This is a genomic window from Butyrivibrio hungatei DSM 14810 (assembly GCF_900143205.1).
Taxonomy (GTDB): domain Bacteria; phylum Bacillota; class Clostridia; order Lachnospirales; family Lachnospiraceae; genus Butyrivibrio; species Butyrivibrio hungatei.
Genome location: NZ_FRDH01000011.1, coordinates 109,102 through 126,214 on the forward strand (window position 1 = coordinate 109,102; position 17,113 = coordinate 126,214).

General features: G+C 39.4%; 18 protein-coding genes. 15 read left to right on the forward strand and 3 right to left on the reverse strand.

Annotated features, from left to right (window positions below; translation table 11 throughout):
• Positions 1-57: 57 nt before the first annotated feature.
• The 14 genes from recD2 to BUA02_RS12950 all read left to right on the forward strand — a co-directional run bounded on the left by recD2 (position 58) and on the right by BUA02_RS12950 (position 13,682).
• Entirely contained in the window at positions 58-2,307 is a 2,250-nt protein-coding gene (recD2, locus tag BUA02_RS12885; protein WP_072704838.1) for an SF1B family DNA helicase RecD2, read from the forward strand.
• Complete coding sequence (locus BUA02_RS12890; RefSeq protein WP_072704841.1) at positions 2,297-3,013, forward strand: ComF family protein; 717 nt, start codon at positions 2,297-2,299, stop codon at positions 3,011-3,013. Before recD2 ends, BUA02_RS12890 begins: the two co-directional genes overlap by 11 nt.
• Before the next feature lie 20 nt (positions 3,014-3,033).
• A complete protein-coding gene (locus BUA02_RS12895) occupies positions 3,034-3,444 on the forward strand; it encodes a flagellar protein (RefSeq protein WP_072704844.1) in 411 nt (136 codons plus the stop codon).
• A gap of 9 nt (positions 3,445-3,453) precedes the next feature.
• Complete coding sequence (locus BUA02_RS12900) at positions 3,454-3,849, forward strand: hypothetical protein (protein WP_071177081.1); 396 nt, start codon at positions 3,454-3,456, stop codon at positions 3,847-3,849.
• A 4-nt stretch (positions 3,850-3,853) separates the two neighbouring features.
• The gene (locus BUA02_RS12905) at positions 3,854-4,795 is read left to right on the forward strand and encodes a hypothetical protein (RefSeq protein ID WP_072704847.1); all 942 of its coding nucleotides are present in this window, start codon (positions 3,854-3,856) and stop codon (positions 4,793-4,795) included.
• Positions 4,796-4,811: 16 nt separating this feature from the next.
• A complete protein-coding gene (cdaA, locus tag BUA02_RS12910) occupies positions 4,812-5,678 on the forward strand; it encodes a diadenylate cyclase CdaA (RefSeq protein ID WP_071177079.1) in 867 nt (288 codons plus the stop codon).
• A complete protein-coding gene (locus BUA02_RS12915; protein WP_072704849.1) occupies positions 5,675-6,952 on the forward strand; it encodes a CdaR family protein in 1,278 nt (425 codons plus the stop codon). The genes cdaA and BUA02_RS12915 overlap by 4 nt, the downstream gene beginning before the upstream one ends.
• Before the next feature lie 18 nt (positions 6,953-6,970).
• The gene (gene glmM, locus BUA02_RS12920; protein WP_072704851.1) at positions 6,971-8,320 is read left to right on the forward strand and encodes a phosphoglucosamine mutase; all 1,350 of its coding nucleotides are present in this window, start codon (positions 6,971-6,973) and stop codon (positions 8,318-8,320) included.
• Position 8,321: 1 nt separating this feature from the next.
• Positions 8,322-8,585, forward strand: a complete 264-nt coding sequence (locus tag BUA02_RS12925; RefSeq protein ID WP_071177076.1) for an HPr family phosphocarrier protein — start codon at positions 8,322-8,324, stop codon at positions 8,583-8,585.
• A 56-nt stretch (positions 8,586-8,641) separates the two neighbouring features.
• The gene (locus tag BUA02_RS12930; RefSeq protein WP_072704853.1) at positions 8,642-9,814 is read left to right on the forward strand and encodes a DUF3048 domain-containing protein; all 1,173 of its coding nucleotides are present in this window, start codon (positions 8,642-8,644) and stop codon (positions 9,812-9,814) included.
• A 57-nt stretch (positions 9,815-9,871) separates the two neighbouring features.
• On the forward strand, positions 9,872-10,741 hold the full coding sequence (rfbD, locus tag BUA02_RS12935) for a dTDP-4-dehydrorhamnose reductase (RefSeq protein ID WP_072704856.1): 870 nt from the start codon (positions 9,872-9,874) through the stop codon (positions 10,739-10,741).
• 12 nt (positions 10,742-10,753) lie between these two features.
• Entirely contained in the window at positions 10,754-11,209 is a 456-nt protein-coding gene (locus BUA02_RS12940) for a divergent PAP2 family protein (protein WP_072704859.1), read from the forward strand.
• A gap of 35 nt (positions 11,210-11,244) precedes the next feature.
• Complete coding sequence (locus BUA02_RS12945; RefSeq protein WP_072704862.1) at positions 11,245-13,035, forward strand: DUF8201 family protein; 1,791 nt, start codon at positions 11,245-11,247, stop codon at positions 13,033-13,035.
• A gap of 197 nt (positions 13,036-13,232) precedes the next feature.
• Positions 13,233-13,682, forward strand: a complete 450-nt coding sequence (locus tag BUA02_RS12950) for a CAP domain-containing protein (RefSeq protein ID WP_072704865.1) — start codon at positions 13,233-13,235, stop codon at positions 13,680-13,682.
• Between the two features lie 52 nt (positions 13,683-13,734).
• Here the strand turns inward: BUA02_RS12950 and BUA02_RS12955 are convergent, their stop codons facing one another.
• Positions 13,735-14,676, reverse strand: coding sequence for a GDP-L-fucose synthase family protein (locus BUA02_RS12955; RefSeq protein WP_334292807.1), 942 nt, complete (start codon positions 14,674-14,676; stop codon positions 13,735-13,737).
• 20 nt (positions 14,677-14,696) lie between these two features.
• Positions 14,697-15,788, reverse strand: coding sequence for a GDP-mannose 4,6-dehydratase (gmd, locus tag BUA02_RS12960; protein WP_072704871.1), 1,092 nt, complete (start codon positions 15,786-15,788; stop codon positions 14,697-14,699).
• A 159-nt stretch (positions 15,789-15,947) separates the two neighbouring features.
• Between gmd and BUA02_RS12965 the strand changes: the two genes are divergently transcribed.
• Positions 15,948-16,808 (forward strand): AraC family transcriptional regulator, encoded by an 861-nt coding sequence (locus tag BUA02_RS12965; protein ID WP_072704889.1) that lies wholly within the window; start codon positions 15,948-15,950, stop codon positions 16,806-16,808.
• Positions 16,809-16,913: 105 nt separating this feature from the next.
• Here BUA02_RS12965 and BUA02_RS16020 read toward each other — a convergent pair.
• A partial coding sequence (locus BUA02_RS16020; protein WP_207647721.1) for a hypothetical protein occupies positions 16,914-17,113 on the reverse strand: 200 nt, incomplete at its 5' end.

Below are 17,113 nucleotides of genomic sequence, written 5' to 3' on the forward strand. Positions count from 1 at the left end.
GTAATTCTTAAGAAAACTTAAGGATTGCGCGCTTTTTGTTGTGGTATACTATTTGCTATGGAAAAAGAAGTTGTTAAAGGATACATTGATCATTTTATATATAAAAACGCCGAGAATGGTTATGGAGTAGTGAGCCTTGTTGTGGACGGAGAGGAACTGGTCTGCACTGGCATATTCAAGGATGCTGATGTGGGAGATACTCTGGAGATTGAAGGCGATATTGTAAATCACCCGGTTTATGGTGAGCAGCTCAAAGTGGCTAATTTCAAGATCATTATGCCGGATGATGCTGTTTCTATGCAGAGATATCTTGGATCAGGAGCTATCAAAGGTGTTGGAGAAGCTCTGGCTGCACGAATTGTTAAGAAGTTTGGCGCTGAAACCTTTAGGATCATAGAAGATGAGCCTGAGAGACTTGCTGAGATCAAAGGAATCAGTGAGAAAAAAGCTATAGATATTGCTATGCAGATGGCTGAAAAGAGGGAAATGCGCGATGCCATGATGTTTCTCTCTCAATATGGTATCAGCAATACCATGGCTGTTAAGATTTTTAATACCTATGGATCAAGGCTATATGGCATCATTCAGGAGAATCCATATCAGCTTGCTGATGATATTTCCGGTATTGGTTTTAGAACTGCAGATGAGATTGCGGGTAAGATCGGAATAAGAGTCGATTCAGAATACAGGATCAGAAGCGGCATTTTGTTCACTCTTTTACAGGCATCGCTTGATGGAAATACATATCTTCCTATTGATGAGCTTGTGCCCAAGACATTAGCACTTTTGGAAACAGGACCAGAAGCGCTTATCGATTCAGAAAGTGTTCGCACTCAAATAGCTAACCTTACAATTGACAAGAAGCTGGTGGTCAAGAATGACACTAATATTTTTGCTGCCAGTTTTTACTATGAGGAGCAGGGCTGCGCAGTAATGCTCTCTGATCTTAATCTTACTGAGAAGACTGAGCCGGCTGAGGAAAAGATTTATCTGGACAGGATACTTGAGATTGAAAAGAGAAAAGGCATTGAGCTTGATACCCTTCAAAGAGATGCGGTTTTAAAGAGCATTTCTAATGGAGTGGTGATAATAACCGGTGGACCAGGTACGGGTAAGACTACCACTATCAACACTATAATTGAATATTATGCGAGTCAGGGCATGGATATAATGCTGGCGGCACCTACGGGGAGAGCAGCAAAGCGCATGACTGAGACTACAGGATACGAGGCCAGGACCATACACAGATTGCTTGAAGTTTCAGGACAGATGGATGATGAAAAAGGCTCAGGCGTTCATTTTGAGAGAAATCGAGATAATCCTCTGGAAGCAGATGCCATCATCATTGACGAGATGTCCATGGTAGATACACATCTCTTTTATTCATTGTTAAAAGCTTTGGTACCTGGAGTACACCTGATACTGGTGGGAGATAGTTCTCAGCTTCCAAGCGTTGGAGCAGGTCAGGTGCTTAGTGACCTCATTTCCAGCCAGAAGTTTCCGACTATATATCTGAAAAAGATCTTCAGGCAGGCGGAAGAGAGTGACATAGTAATGAACGCCCACAGGATCCACAACGGTGAAAAGCCTGTTATTGATAATAAGAGTAAGGATTTCTTTTTCCTTGAAAGAAATGACAGTAACGTCATATACAAACATATGGTACAGCTCATCAGGGATAAGCTTCCTGCGTATGTTGATGCCGGACCTTATGATATTCAAGTGCTGACACCTATGAAAAAAGGACCACTTGGAGCACAGCAATTAAATCTGGTTCTTCAGGAATATTTAAATCCGCCGGATCCTTCTAAAAAAGAGCATACCTATGGCGATATGACACTTCGTGAAGGTGACAAAGTCATGCAGATCAGGAATAACTATCAGGCTGAATGGGAAGTTGTAGGTAAATACAATGTTCCTATAGATTCTGGAATGGGAATCTTTAATGGAGACATGGGAATAGTAAAAGAAATCAATGAATATTCTCAGGATCTTGTGGTGGAATTTGATGAGCACAGAAGAGTCAGGTATCCTTTCTCTGAACTTGATGAGCTTGAGCTGTCTTATGCTATTACGATACATAAATCACAGGGAAGTGAGTACCCTGCAGTTATTTTGCCACTCCTTGGCGGACCAAGAATGCTTCTTAACAGAAATCTTCTCTACACGGCGGTCACAAGGGCTAAGAGTACGGTCTGTATCCTTGGAAGTAGCCAGACTCTGATGACTATGGTTGATAATGAGGAGCAACTCAGGAGATATACAGGACTTTCAGATAGGATAAAAGAAGTTTTTGATGCAATTTGATTTTATTGATAAAGCCCTGAGCTTTTTGTATCCAAGGCACTGCCCTATATGTGATGAGCTGGTTAAAAGTGGAGAGCTCGTTCATTTAGAATGCCAGAAAAAGGTAAGGCTTATATCTGGTTCAAAATGCATGAAATGCGGCAAGCAGCTTGGAATGGGAAATGACAGTGAGTACTGTAGTGACTGTGTACGAATAAAGCATAGATTTGAAAGAAACTTTGGCGTGTTTCAGTATAGGAGCATATCTGGATCCATATATAAATTCAAATACATGGGAAGACAGGAATATGCAGATTACTATGCTCGTGTAACAACCAAAAAGCTGTCTAAAAAGATAAAGCAGCTTGGTGTTGAAGCAATAATACCTGTTCCAATGTATAGTGGGAAGAAAAAGCAGAGAGGCTATAATCAGGCTGAAGTATACGCCAAAAAGCTTGCAAGGGAACTAAGAATTGAATATAGAGATGACATCATAGTCAGAGCCAGACCGACATTGCCAATGAAGAAACTGGACGCCAGAGGCAGGCGCATTAATTTGAAAAAGGCTTTTAATATAGTGCGAAATGATGTAAAATTTAAGTGTATACTTATTATTGATGACATCTATACAACAGGAAGTACCATTGATGAGATCGCCCATGAGTTTCAGATGGCGGGAGTGGAGAATGTTTATTCTCTGACACTAGCTATCGGGCAAACTACTTAACATAAATGGAGGTCAGAATTATGAACATTCGTAATTGTTCTAGGTGCGGAAAGATGTTTAATTACATCGGTGGACAGCCTATCTGTGAGCCATGTAAAAAGGCATTGGAAGAAGATTTTCAAAATGTAAAGAAGTACATTGAGGAAAATCCACATGCCGATATTAAGCAGATCGCCGAAGATAATGGGGTTACAACAAAGCAGATTCAGCAGTGGATCCGTGAAGAGAGACTAATGTTCTCAGAGGGATCTCCAATTGCACTTCAGTGTGAAAAGTGTGGAGAGCCTATTTTGACAGGAAGATTTTGTGCTAAATGTAAAGGTACTATGGCAAATAATTTAACTAATACATTTGCTAAGCCTCAGCCTGCTGTTCAGCAGCAGCCTGTAAAGAAAGAGACTAAGGCAGGTATGCGCTTCCTGGATACTTAAGGAGCAAAAATGTTAAATGAAGAAAAAGTCATTTTGATGACCAAGATGACTGCGTTTATGGATCGTGAAGGCAAAAAGAACGGAACTATCAATTCCTACTTTAGAAGTGATTACATTGGCTTTAACATTATCAAGTCGGTGATCAGTGCTACAATAGTTTTTGCAATTATTGTTGGTACATATGCACTTTATGATTTTGAAAATGTAATATCTAATCTTTATAATACTGATAATTTACTGACAATCGGCAGGAGGTTTCTTATATATTACCTCCTGCTTGTTGGCGTGTATTCTCTTGCATCATATATCATCTATTCCTATCGTTATTCCAAGATGCGCAAGAATATGAAAGAGTATTATGGAAATCTGAAAAAACTAGCAAGAATGTACGAAAAGGAACAATGATATCATGACATCACTTTTAGAATTAAAGCAATACATCAAAAAATTTTATATCAAAAATGAAACTTACATTACTTACATTTGGAAGTTCTTGCTTGCACTTGTATCTATTTTAATGATCAATGGCAAGCTTGGTTATATGAATTCTCTCAATAACTTTGCTATTGTTATGATGGCTGCACTTCTTTGCGCCATCCTTCCAGCAAACTTTATTGTATTTATTTCAGCTGTGTTTATTCTTGGACATTTATATGCGTTGGCACCTGAATGTGCAATGATCGTTGCAATCATTTTTGTGCTGATGTTTTTATTGTATTTCAGGTTCTCACCTAAGGATACACTGGCTGTTTTACTTACTCCTGTCTTTTATTTTCTTCATATCCCATTTGTTATGCCACTTGCGATGGGACTTCTTGGAACACCTGCATCTGCAGTGTCTGTTGCATTTGGAGTAGTTATTTCGTTTGTAATCTCTTACTTTTCATCTAACGCAGCAACCTTTGGAAGTGATGGAGTAGTAGAGGCTGCTAATGAGTTCCATACGATCCTTGCAGGAATTATTGGTAACAAGACTATGATCGTTATGATCGTAGCTTTTGCGATAACAGTAGTTATTGTATATATGATCCGCAGATCTTCAGCAGATAATTCATGGAAAATCGCCATTGCTTGCGGAGCAATCTCACTTATCATTTGTATTCTCATTGGAAGTCTTGTGTGTGATGCAGAGATTTCGATAATTGGAGTGATATTTGGTACAATTATCTCAGCTCTTTTGATGCTGGTTGTAGAATTCTTCTCCTTCAGCCTTGATTACAGCAGAACAGAGAAAGTTCAGTTCGAAGATGATGAGTACTACTATTATGTTAAGGCTGTACCTAAGGTTACAGTTTCAACTCCAGAGAGAAAAGTAAAAAAGATAAATCGTGCTAGAGAACAGCACAGATAAGATATAAAGGAACACTATGAAGCAGATAGATTTTCTTTTTGATTTTAATAGAACTAGTCTGCACATGCCGACTATAAGATTTTCAGATATACTAGAAGTCTTTATTATCGCATTTCTGGTATATCATATTTTAGTGTGGGCAAAAAATACAAGATTATGGTCTCTTTTAAAGGGAATAATCGTCATAGTTGTCTTTATTTTGATAGCTGCGCTGTTTAATATGTCTACTATCCTATGGATTGTCGAGAGAGTATTCAGTATAGCTATCATAGCTATGGTTGTAATACTGCAGCCAGAACTTAGAAAAGCGTTGGAAGAGCTGGGACGAAAAAATTTCTTTTCCAATGTGTTATCTTTGGGGGATCCCAAGACAGAAGGCCGTTTTTCAGACAGAACATTAAATGAGATAGTAAGAGCATGTGTTGAAATGGGTAAAGTCAGAACTGGTGCCCTTATTGTTATTGAGCAGAATCATCCTCTTGCTGAGTATGAAAGAACAGGAATAGATGTAGATGGTATTGTTACAAGCCAGCTACTTATCAATATATTCGAACATAATACACCGCTTCATGATGGTGCAGTCATCATCAGAGGCGACAGAGTGACAGCGGCGACATGTTATCTTCCTTTGTCGGATAATATGGGAATTGGTAAGGAACTTGGAACTAGACATAGAGCCGGTATCGGTGTTTCAGAGGCTACAGATTCACTTACTATCATTGTTTCAGAAGAAACAGGAAAAATAAGTATTGCCTACGAAGGCGAGCTTGAAAGAGCAGTAGATAGCGACAGGCTGAGAGAACGTTTGAGAATCTTGCAGGACAAGCATACAGAAGAGACTCCTATCAAACATCTTGCCAGAAAGGCTAAGGTGAGAAAATGAAGAAGATTACATCTAATTGGGGACTCAAACTTGCTTCTCTTATTTTTGCAATCATAATATGGTTTCTTGTTACTAATATTAATGATCCGGTTATTTCAGTAAGATATACGAACGTTCCTGTAACGCTCAAGAATACAAATCTGATCACAGATCAGGGTCAGGTGTACACCATACTTGATGGTAGCGATACTATCAGTTCGGTTACTATTTATGCGCCCAGATCTATAATTGATTCACTTAGCCAGAACAATGTGGTTGCTACAGCTGATGTTCAGGATTTATCTAGCCTTAATACAGTAACCATCAATGTTACGACTAATAAATATAGTGACAAGATCCAAAAGATCGTCACCAGTACGGACGTTGTCAAACTCAGCGTGGAGCGTAAAGCTTCCAAGACATTGGCTCTTACAGCGACTACTTCCGGAACGTTGTCTGATGGCTATATCATCGGAGATGTTACAACAGAGCAGAATATGATCAGGATAAACGGACCAGAGTCAGTTATCCAGAACATTCAGTCTGCAGAAGTTGATGTCGATGTAACAGGCTTTACTTCAAATATTGGAACTGATGCAGACATCATTTTGTATGATGCAGATGGTAATCCTGTAGACAGTTCTCAGGTATCGATGAATATCAAGTCAGTTCGCGTGAACGTTTCTATCTATGGAACCAAGTATGTTCCTCTTAACTATGTAGTAACTGGCGAACCTGCAAATGGATATATACTCACAGGAAAGATAGACAGCAATCCTTCTGAAGTTCTGATCGCTGGAAGGAGCAGCGTTATCTCTTCTGTAAATGAGATCACTATCAAGGATGATGGACTTAATGTCACAGGTCTTTCTAAGAACCTCAACTATACTGTTGATGTTAGCAAGTACCTGCCATCTGGCGTTACATTTGGTGATCCTGATTATCATGGAACAGCAGCTGTTGTTGTTCACATCGGCAGTGTTTCTGAAGAGACCTATGATGTAAGCACCAAGAATGTTACTGTTTCAGGAGAAGTCGATGGCTTTGATATAAATATTGACGATAGCGAACATGATACTGTATCCTTAACTCTTCAGGGACTTAAATCAGAGCTTGATGCAATTTCTGCTGGAAGTCTTGAAGGAACAGTAGATATTGATGAAATATTAGAAAGTAATGGCTTAACAGAAATGACAGAAGGTACATATACAGCGCAGGTAGAATGGAATCTGCCTGAGGGAGTCAAGGAAAAAGCTCCTGTAAGCGTATATGTCAAAGTTGAAAAGAATAATTAAGATTAAGAGGTTATTGTAATGGGAAGATTATTTGGTACTGACGGTGTTAGAGGTGTGGCTAATGATGAGCTTACACCATTACTTGCGATGCAGCTTGGACAGGCTGGAGCTTATGTTTTATCAAAAGAGGTAAACCACAAGCCAACGATCATGGTTGGATGCGATACAAGACTTTCAGGTGACATGCTTGCAAGTGCACTTATGGCTGGTGCATGTTCTGTAGGTGCAGACGTAGTTAATGTTGGAGTTATCCCAACTCCTGGTGTAGCATATCTTACTCAGAAGTACAGGGTAGATGCTGGCGTAGTTATTTCTGCTTCACACAATCCAATGGAGTTTAATGGTATCAAGTTCTTTGATGGCAATGGATACAAGCTTCCAGATGCTCTTGAAGATGAGATTGAAGCTCTTATCAAGAACAACATGGATGGAGTTAAGATGCCAACAGGAGCAGGTGTTGGTAAGATCAAAAACAGAACAGACGCTAGAGAAGAGTACATTAACCACAATCTTAATGCGGTAGATATTAACCTTAAGGGTATGAAGGTTGTTATGGACTGTGCAGAGGGTGCTTCATATTATACTTCTGTAGAAGCTATCAGACAGCTTGGTGCTGAGGTTATAGTAATACACAATAATCCGGATGGAACTAACATCAACGCTGGTTGCGGTTCAACTCATATGGAAGAGCTTATGGGAAGAGTTGTAACTGAGAAGGCAAATGTAGGTCTTGCCTTTGATGGCGATGCTGACAGATTTCTTGCTGTAGATGAAAATGGTAAGATGGTCGATGGCGATGAGATCATGGCTATTATCGGTAAGTATATGAAGGACAACGGAAAGCTTGCCAAGAATACTATCGTTGCTACAGTTATGAGTAATCTTGGATTCTTTAAGATGGCTGAAAGAGAAGGAATCCAAGTGGATAAGACTAAGGTTGGCGATAGATATGTTCTTGAACATATGAAAGAGATTGGTGCTAATCTTGGCGGTGAGCAGTCTGGACACATCATTTTCCTTGATGACAATACAACAGGTGATGGATTGCTGTCAGCACTTCATTTGCTTGAGGTTATGGTCAAGACTGGTAAGCCATTATCAGAACTTGCCAAGGTTATGGAGGTTATGCCTCAGGCTCTTGTAAATGCTCATGTGCCAACTCACAAGAAGGATGCTTATATGGATTATCCTGAGATTGCAGGAGCAATTGCAGATCTTGAGAAACAGTTCGCTGGTGATGGAAGAGTTCTTATCAGACCATCAGGAACAGAGCCATTAGTAAGAGTTATGATTGAGGGTAAGGATCAGGGCAAGATTGAAGAAGAGGCCAAGAAGCTTGCTAAGCTGATCGAGGAGGTTATGCTTTAATATGATAAGTCAGAAGGTGGTTATCAGTAATCCCACTGGACTTCATCTTCGTCCGGCGGGTAACTTGTGTAAAGTAGCAATGAATTACAAATCCCACATAACATTTAGTTATGGTGATAATACAGCTAATGCCAAGAGTGTACTCAGCGTTCTGGGGGCATGTATCAAATGCGGCGATGAGCTTACACTTAAGTGCGATGGACCTGATGAAGAAGAGGCTATGGATGCTCTTGTACAGGCCATTGAAACGGGACTTGGCGAATAAAAGCATATTGTGATAAACTATCACATGCGTAAAAAATTAGAGAGGAACTTTCGGTAATGAAAAAGGTTAAAGCTATTTTAGCTGCTAGCTTAGCTGCAGCTATGGTATTTGGTTGCGGTTCTTCAAATGATGAATCTGTAACAGGACTTAGTGTTGAGAAACTTGAAAATGTAGAACAGACTCCAGTAGCCGCTGCTTCAGAAGCATCTTCAGAAGTAGTTGATGAAGACACACCACCTGCAGAAGGAATGGTTAGAAGCTACTTCACTAATGAGTGGGTTGATGAAGAAGTAAACAAGAACAGACCTTTAGCTGTTATGTATCCTATAAACAAAGAGGCTCAGCCACAGTATGGACTTAGTAACGTTGCTGTATTCTATGAGATCATGGAAGAGGGAAGCATGAGCCGTCAGATGGGTATTTTAGAGGACTGGCAGAATCTTAGCCAGATTGGAAATATCCGTAGTATCAGAGATTACTTCGTATACGCTGCACTTGAGTATGATCCGGTTATCGTTCACTATGGCGGACCAGAGCTCTATGTTAAGACAATCCTTACTCGTAAGGATGTTGATAACTTAAATGGTGTTGGCGGTGTAATGGGTTCAGATTATGGCGCATTCTTCAGAATCCCTGAGGGAAGTACTTCTGAGCACACAGCTTTCACAGATGGCGCACATGTATCTTCTGCTATCGATAAAGCAGGTTTTTCACTTGAACATAGAGATGAATTTGAAGGCGAGTCACACTTCACATTTACTGGCTATTCAAATCCTAACACATTATCAGATTATTCAGATGCTGTAGATGCTACAGAGATTAACATGGCAGGATGCTTCCCTGTAACAAAGTCAGCACTTAAATACGATCCAGAAAAAGAGGTATATCTTAAAACACTTTATGGTGCAGAACAGAAAGATGCACTTACCGGAGAACAGCTTGCATTCTCAAATGTAATCATTCAGAGAACATATCATGAAGTTCGTGATGATAACGGTTATCTTGCTTATCAGATGCATGATACAACACGTGATGGATATTACATTACTAAGGGCAAGATGATCCACATCAAATGGGAGAAGACAGATGACTACGGTCCTACTACTTACTATGATGACAACGGCAATGAGATCGTACTCAATACCGGTAAGACAATGATCTTTGTAATTCAGGAAAAGGGCGGTTCATTCTCAAAGTTTGAAGTAAATGGTGTCACCTACGCAGATTGATATTTCTAATTGGACGGCAGTGATGCCGTCCGATTTTGTGATTAATAGGAGAACAATATGGAAACAATAATTGTAACAGGTTGCAATGGACAGCTTGGTAGAGCAATCAATAAGGAACTTAATGGCAAATATGAACTTGTTAATACAGATGTATTTCAGGGAGAGGGAATCACTCCTCTTGATATTACAAATGTAGACGCAGTAGTCGAACTTGCAAGAAAAGTTAAGCCCTCAGCTATTATTAACTGTGCTGCATACACAGCAGTTGATAAGCAGGAAAGCGATGTTGATCTTTCATACAAGATCAATGCTATCGGACCAAGAAACCTTGCTATAGCATCTACAGAAGTAGGGGCTAAGCTTGTTCATGTTTCTACTGATTATGTTTTTGAAGGAAATGGAACAAGACCATATGTTGAGTTTGATAAAACAAACCCTGTAAGTGTTTATGGTAAAACAAAGCTTGCTGGTGAAGAGTTTGTAAAGCAGTTTGCTAAAGAGTCTTTTATCATCAGAACAGCATGGCTTTATGGAGATGGTAAGAACTTTGTTAAGACAATGCTCTCACTTTCTGAGAAGTATGATGAAGTTAGCGTGGTAAAGGATCAGCTTGGAACACCAACAAGTACAACTGAGCTTGCTAAGGCTATTCATTATCTTCTTCCAACACAGAATTATGGAACTTTCCATGGTACATGTGAAGGAGATACTAACTGGGCAGATTTCACAGAAGAGATCTTTAGGATTGCTGGCAAGAAGACAAAGGTTAATCATGTTACAACACAGGAATATGTTTCCAAGAATCCTCAGTCTGCACCTAGACCAGCCTACAGTATCCTTGAGAACTATATGTTCAAGCTCACATCTGACTTTATGTTTGCAGACTGGCACGATGCTATTGAGCAGTATTTAAAAGAACTACTTTAAAAGGATTGTTTTATGGATTTTATTTCAGATATTTTTAGCAATAGAATATTGATGTCAGCATTTTGGGGCTGGTTTGTGGCTCAGGTTTTAAAGACTATCATTTATGTGATAGTTAATAAAAACTTCAATCCTGAGAGACTTATGGGTGATGGCGGGATGCCAAGTTCACACTCAGCCACAGTTATGGCTCTTGTAACATCAACATTTTTAACTTATGGAGCAGGTTCTTTTGAATTTGCTATTTCTGGCGTGCTTGCCCTTATAGTAATGCATGACGCAATGGGCGTTAGAAGACAGGCTGGTAAGCAGGCTGTCGTGATCAACAATATGATGGACTGGTTCAAAGAGCTTGACCAGGACATCCCTGTTGAGCAAAAGCTCAAGGAGTTTGTAGGCCATACTCCATTACAGGTGCTTTTTGGAGCTATTTTAGGAATTGTAGTAGGCGCGATCGTTATCAGCCTATGATCATTATAAATGACATTTTGGGGGACTAGCATTTTATGATAACAGTCATGTTGATATGGCTATATGTAATTATCACAACATACCTGGTTGGCTATTCTTTTCTTAAGATGATGTCATCATGGCCGGGTATGGCTACCCTTAAAAATGGAATTGTCAAAAAATATAAGACACATTTCAGGGAGTCTTATATTGTCACGGGAATTGTCGTAGTGACAGTCTTTTCCGAAATCTTTAGTATTTTCCAGGGCGTTGGCTTAAAGGCTAATATTATTCTTATTTTATATTGTGTTGTGGCGGCTGTATATTACAGAGAAGAACTTTTAGAAGATCTTCAGGATATGCATCATGTCCTCAGCTCTAATCTGGATGGAATATTCTATATTCTTATCTTTTTGCTTATGGCATATGGCACATCCCACGGAATAATGCACTATGATTCAGATCTTTATCATGCACAGGCTATCCACTGGATAGAAGACTATGGTATTGTCAAAGGCTTGGGCAATCTACATGTGAGATTAGCCTACAATAGTGCATCATTTGCACTGTCAGCTCTTTATAGCATGGCTTTTTTAGGTGGACAGTCATATCATGTTATGGCTGGTTTCTTTGCTCTGCTTCTCGCTTGGCAATGTCTTGATATCAAAAATGTGGTTAGGCGTGGACATATTGTCCTTTCTGATTTTGCAAGAGTAGCAGCTATCTATTATCTTTTTACTATCTATGATGAGATGGTAGCGCCTGCGTCAGATTATTTCCTTCAGACCATGGTTTTTTATACCATAATACACTGGCTTGATATGTATGTAAGGCATGAAAAATCTTATGTACCTTATATTCAGCTGACTATGTTAGGTGTGTATGCAGTTACTATCAAGCTTTCAGCAGCACCAATGGTTCTTTTAGCCATAATTCCTATCTATATGCTATTCCATGATAGGACAAAAGAGAAAATGAAGGCCTTTGGTATATCTATACTTTTAGTGCTCTTTATTGTGCTACCGTTCCTTACAAGAAATGTGATCATATCCGGCTGGGTACTTTACCCCGTAACGATCTTGGATTTCTTCGGTTTTGATTGGGAAATACCAAAGGGAGTCGCAGAGTTTGACGCTCTTGAGATAAAGACCTTTGGACGAGGCTATAATGATGTAACAAATTATGGGCATGTAACCATGAAGGAATGGGTCCCACATTGGTTTAGCAGCCTTTCTATGATGAACAAGGCTATGGTCGTACTGGCATTAGTTGCAATAGTGATCTATATTGTTTGCTTCTTATATTTTCTTTTGGCTGCGTCAGAGAGAAAAACACATAAGTTAAACAATAAGGTCTTTGAGATAAGCCATAGAAGTATGCTTAATCTTGCAGATTTTTTGACAATCGGCGCTACTCTTATCGGGTGCATGATCTTTTGGTTTATGAGTGCTCCGCTTATCAGATACGGCATAGTATATGTGTGGCTTGTAGTAGCGGTTATCTTTGGAAGAATGTTTATCCTGCTAAGTAACAGAGTAGATAAAAAGGCTAAGGACTATATGCTCAAGGTATTTGTGGCTCTTTTAGCATTATGGATCGTATTTAAGGGAATAAATCTTATAAGAGATGAGTATCCTAGATTTAATGCTAAGTATTTCCTTGCGCAGCAGGATTATGGCACATATGAGACAAAGACCTTTGAAATATCAGGGGTAACCTTCTATTATCCAGCTGAAGGAGATCAGATAGGCTATGAACCATTTCCAGCAGCAACTCATGATCTTTCAGATGAAATGGAATTTATCGGCAAGAATATCCATGATGGTTTTAAGCCGAAAGGTAGATAAAACAGGCGTTTGACGAATATTTAATAAAAATACAATTTTAACTATAAAAAATAAATTAACAATTGATTCTATTCTAAACAATGTATTAAGAATAGCCTAAATAACGTTAATAAAGAGCTTCTGTGCTCCGAAATAAAGTATCATAAATATACAGAAATGATGAAACAGTAGATCACCATTTTGAAAAGAGGTACTTTATGAGGGAAAAGAATATAAGGACCTTAATAATGTTAACGGCTATAGTGTTTATGCTTTTTGGAGCATATTCCTTTGAATGTAAGGCTGCAGGAGCAGATGATGTTCTGGCATATATGAATGCAGCAAGAGCAGAGGCTGGACTTCCAGCTTATACAGTTGATGAAACACTTCAGGAAGCGGCTACAACTAGGGCGGCAGAGTGCGCTTCAAGGTTTTCTCATACAAGACCAAATGGAAAAGCTTGGCATACAGTTTCCAGTGCGGCAAAGGGTGAAAATTTGGCGCATGCAAGAAATGAAGAGCAGTCCAATCCTGAAAATGTAGTACTTGCATGGCTCCTTAGTCCAAAGCATCAGGCAAATGTCATGAGAAAAAGCTTTTCTAGCGTTGGAATAGCTTATTATGACAATGGAAACGGAGATATTTATATAGCTTGTGAATTTAAATGATCAAAAAAATAAGGCGATGCAGATTATGCATCGCCTTTTATAATGCCTGTTCTTATCTTTCAGCACGCATTGGGTTATGAAGGAAATCTTCATAAGCAAGCTTGATACCGTCATCAAGTTCAGTCTTATAGGTCCAACCAAGATTCTTTGCTTTTGAAACATCAAGAAGCTTTCTTGGTGTTCCGTTTGGCTTTGAAGGATCCCATCTGATCTCACCAGTGTAACCGATGATTGCTGCAACCTTTTCTGTGAGCTCTTTGATAGTAAGCTCTTTTCCTGTACCAGCGTTGACTGTCTCGTTTCCACTGTAGTTATTCATAAGGAATACGCAGAGGTTAGCAAGGTCATCAACATAGAGGAATTCTCTAAGTGGACTTCCATCTCCCCAACATGTTACGTAAGGAAGGTTCTGCTCCTTGGCTTCATGGAAACGTCTGATAAGAGCTGGAAGTACATGTGAATGAGTTGGATGATAGTTATCATTTGGTCCATAAAGGTTAGTAGGCATAACTGAAATATAGTCAGTTCCATACTGTTTGTTGAGGTATTCGCAGTACTTAAGACCTGAGATCTTAGCAAGTGCATAAGCTTCGTTGGTCTTTTCAAGTTCTGAAGTAAGAAGACAATCTTCCTTCATTGGCTGAGGAGCCATTCTTGGGTAGATGCAGGATGAACCTAAGAACTCAACCTTTTTACAATCATTCTTCCAAGCTGAGTGGATAACGTTCATTTCAAGGATCATGTTGTCATACATGAAATCTGCAAGAGCCTCTGAGTTACCCATGATTCCGCCAACCTTAGCAGCTGCAAGGAAAACATATTCAGGCTTTTCTTCTGCAAAGAACTTCTCAACCTCATCCTGTCTGGTGAGGTCAAGCTCTGCGTGTGTTCTGGTTACGATATTGAAGTAGCCCTGTTTCTTTAATTCACGAACGATTGCTGAACCAACCATTCCTCTGTGGCCAGCAACATATATTTTTGCACCGTAATCCATCATATCTGTCACCTTCTTTTTTATTTATCAATACCCTTTTCAAGGAATTCTGCAAGATTGAATTCTACATGTTCGTTAGCTCTTTCAACTGCAACCTTAGCCATATCATGCTCAACCATGATCCTTACGAGATCTTCGAAAGATGTTGACTGTGGATTCCAGTGAAGCTTCTCTTTTGCCTTGGTAGGATCACCCCAAAGGTTAACAACGTCTGTAGGTCTGTAGAAGTCATGAGATACCTCAACAAGTACCTTACCTGTAGCCTTGTCATAACCCTTCTCATCAGCGCCTTCGCCCTTAAACTCAAGCTCGATACCAGCATAGTGGAATGCAAGCTGAGCGAACTCTCTAACTGAGTGCTGAACACCAGTAGCGATTACGAAATCTTCTGGCTTGTCATTCTGAAGGATGAGCCACATACACTCAACATAATCCTTAGCATAACCCCAGTCACGAAGACTTGAAAGATTTCCAAGGTATAACTTGTCCTGCTTGCCTTGAGCAATTCTTGAAGCAGCAAGAGTGATCTTACGTGTAACGAATGTCTCGCCTCTTCTCTCTGACTCGTGGTTGAAAAGAATACCTGAGCAGCAGAACATGTTGTAAGCTTCTCTGTACTCCTTAACGATCCAGAAACCATAGAGTTTAGCAACTGCATATGGGCTGTATGGGTGGAAAGGAGTCTTCTCGTTCTGTGGAACTTCCTCAACTTTACCGTAAAGCTCAGATGTTGAAGCCTGATAGATACGGCATGTCTCAGTAAGACCACACTGACGAACAGCTTCAAGGATTCTTGTAACACCTACAGCGTCTACGTCTGCTGTAAACTCAGGTGAATCAAAAGATACCTGAACGTGAGACTGAGCTGCAAGGTTGTAGATCTCGTCTGGGCGAACCTTAGATACGATTCCAATGATGCTCATTGAGTCACCAAGGTCACCATAATGTAAATGGAAGTTAGGCTTTCCTTCAAGATGAGCGATTCTCTCTCTGTAATCTACAGAAGATCTTCTGATTATTCCGTGAACGTCATAACCCTTTTCAAGAAGGAACTCAGCAAGGTATGAACCATCCTGGCCTGTGATTCCTGTAATAAGAGCTTTTTTAGCCATTTTTTTACCTCTCAAATAATCAAATGTTTAATGTTCATAATGATTATATTTAGAGAATAATATAAAAGCAATTCATTTTCTTGATTTTGATTTGCATTATCTTGACATGAAAATTATACTATATAAAACAGAAGAGAAAATATGAAAGGAAGCGGTAAAATGGGCGAAAAACTATTTCAAGGTGAGTATGTATCCTCTGACAGATTGCTGTATACTGCCTCGGAATTTGCAAAAAATAATCTCATATATTTACAGGAAATTGGTAGTTTAAAAGCTCAAAAAACGCACATTAGTAAAAGACAGAATCTGTCTTCGTTTTTATTTTTCTATGTAAAAGAGGGAAGCGGATACCTTGACTATGAAGGCAAACTCTATGAGATTGAGGCCGGAGACTGCGTATTTATCAACTGCCAGAAGCCGTATTCTCACAGAACTTCTAATAATCTTTGGAGATTGGAGTGGATACATTTTAATGGAGAAAATGTACTCCCTATATATATGAAGTATGTGGACAGAGGTGGTCAGCCGGTATTTAGACCAGAAGAACTGGGAATACCAAAAGAAATATGGAAGAAAATAAATGATGTGGCACATTCAGCGGACTATATCAGAGATATCAGGATCAACGAATACTTGTCTGCTCTTATGACTTTTTTGATGTCATTTAGCTGGAATCCAGAAGCTAAAAGATCTGATCCAAACACAAAATCCTTATATGATGTTAAGGAATATATTGATACACACTATTCGGAAAAGATATCACTTGATATGTTATCGGATATGTTTTTGAAAAATAAGTATTCTTTATCAAGAAGCTTTAAGGAACAATTCGGAACATCTATCATAAATTACCTATTGGTGGTGAGAATTACCCATGCCAAGCAGCTACTTAGATTCACAGATATGACGGTGGAGGAAGTTGGAGCTGCCTGCGGAATAACTCCCTTATATTATTTCTCAAGGATATTTAAGCAGATTGAGGGAGTAAGTCCTTTAGAATTCAAGGCTGGATGGAAGTAATGCTATTGTTCGTTGTTACCATTCGCAGTTTTGGGGATAGCCGCTGGCTAGTTCACTGGGGCCGTGCCCTGCCTCTGCCTAGTTCAGCTAAGTGGGGCCGCCAGCCTAAAGTTTGTTTTTGAGAATCTCTGAGGATTTTTCTATGTTCATGAGCGTTATATTTCTTACTTTAAATTCTGTTTTTGAAACACTGTCTGAGTCTTTGATGCCATTTTTGCTGTAAAGTTTTGTTTTGCCCTCATCAAAAAAACGATACTTTTCTATGTGCTCATGCAGCTTTTGTTTTAATACGCATGCTCTTGCTA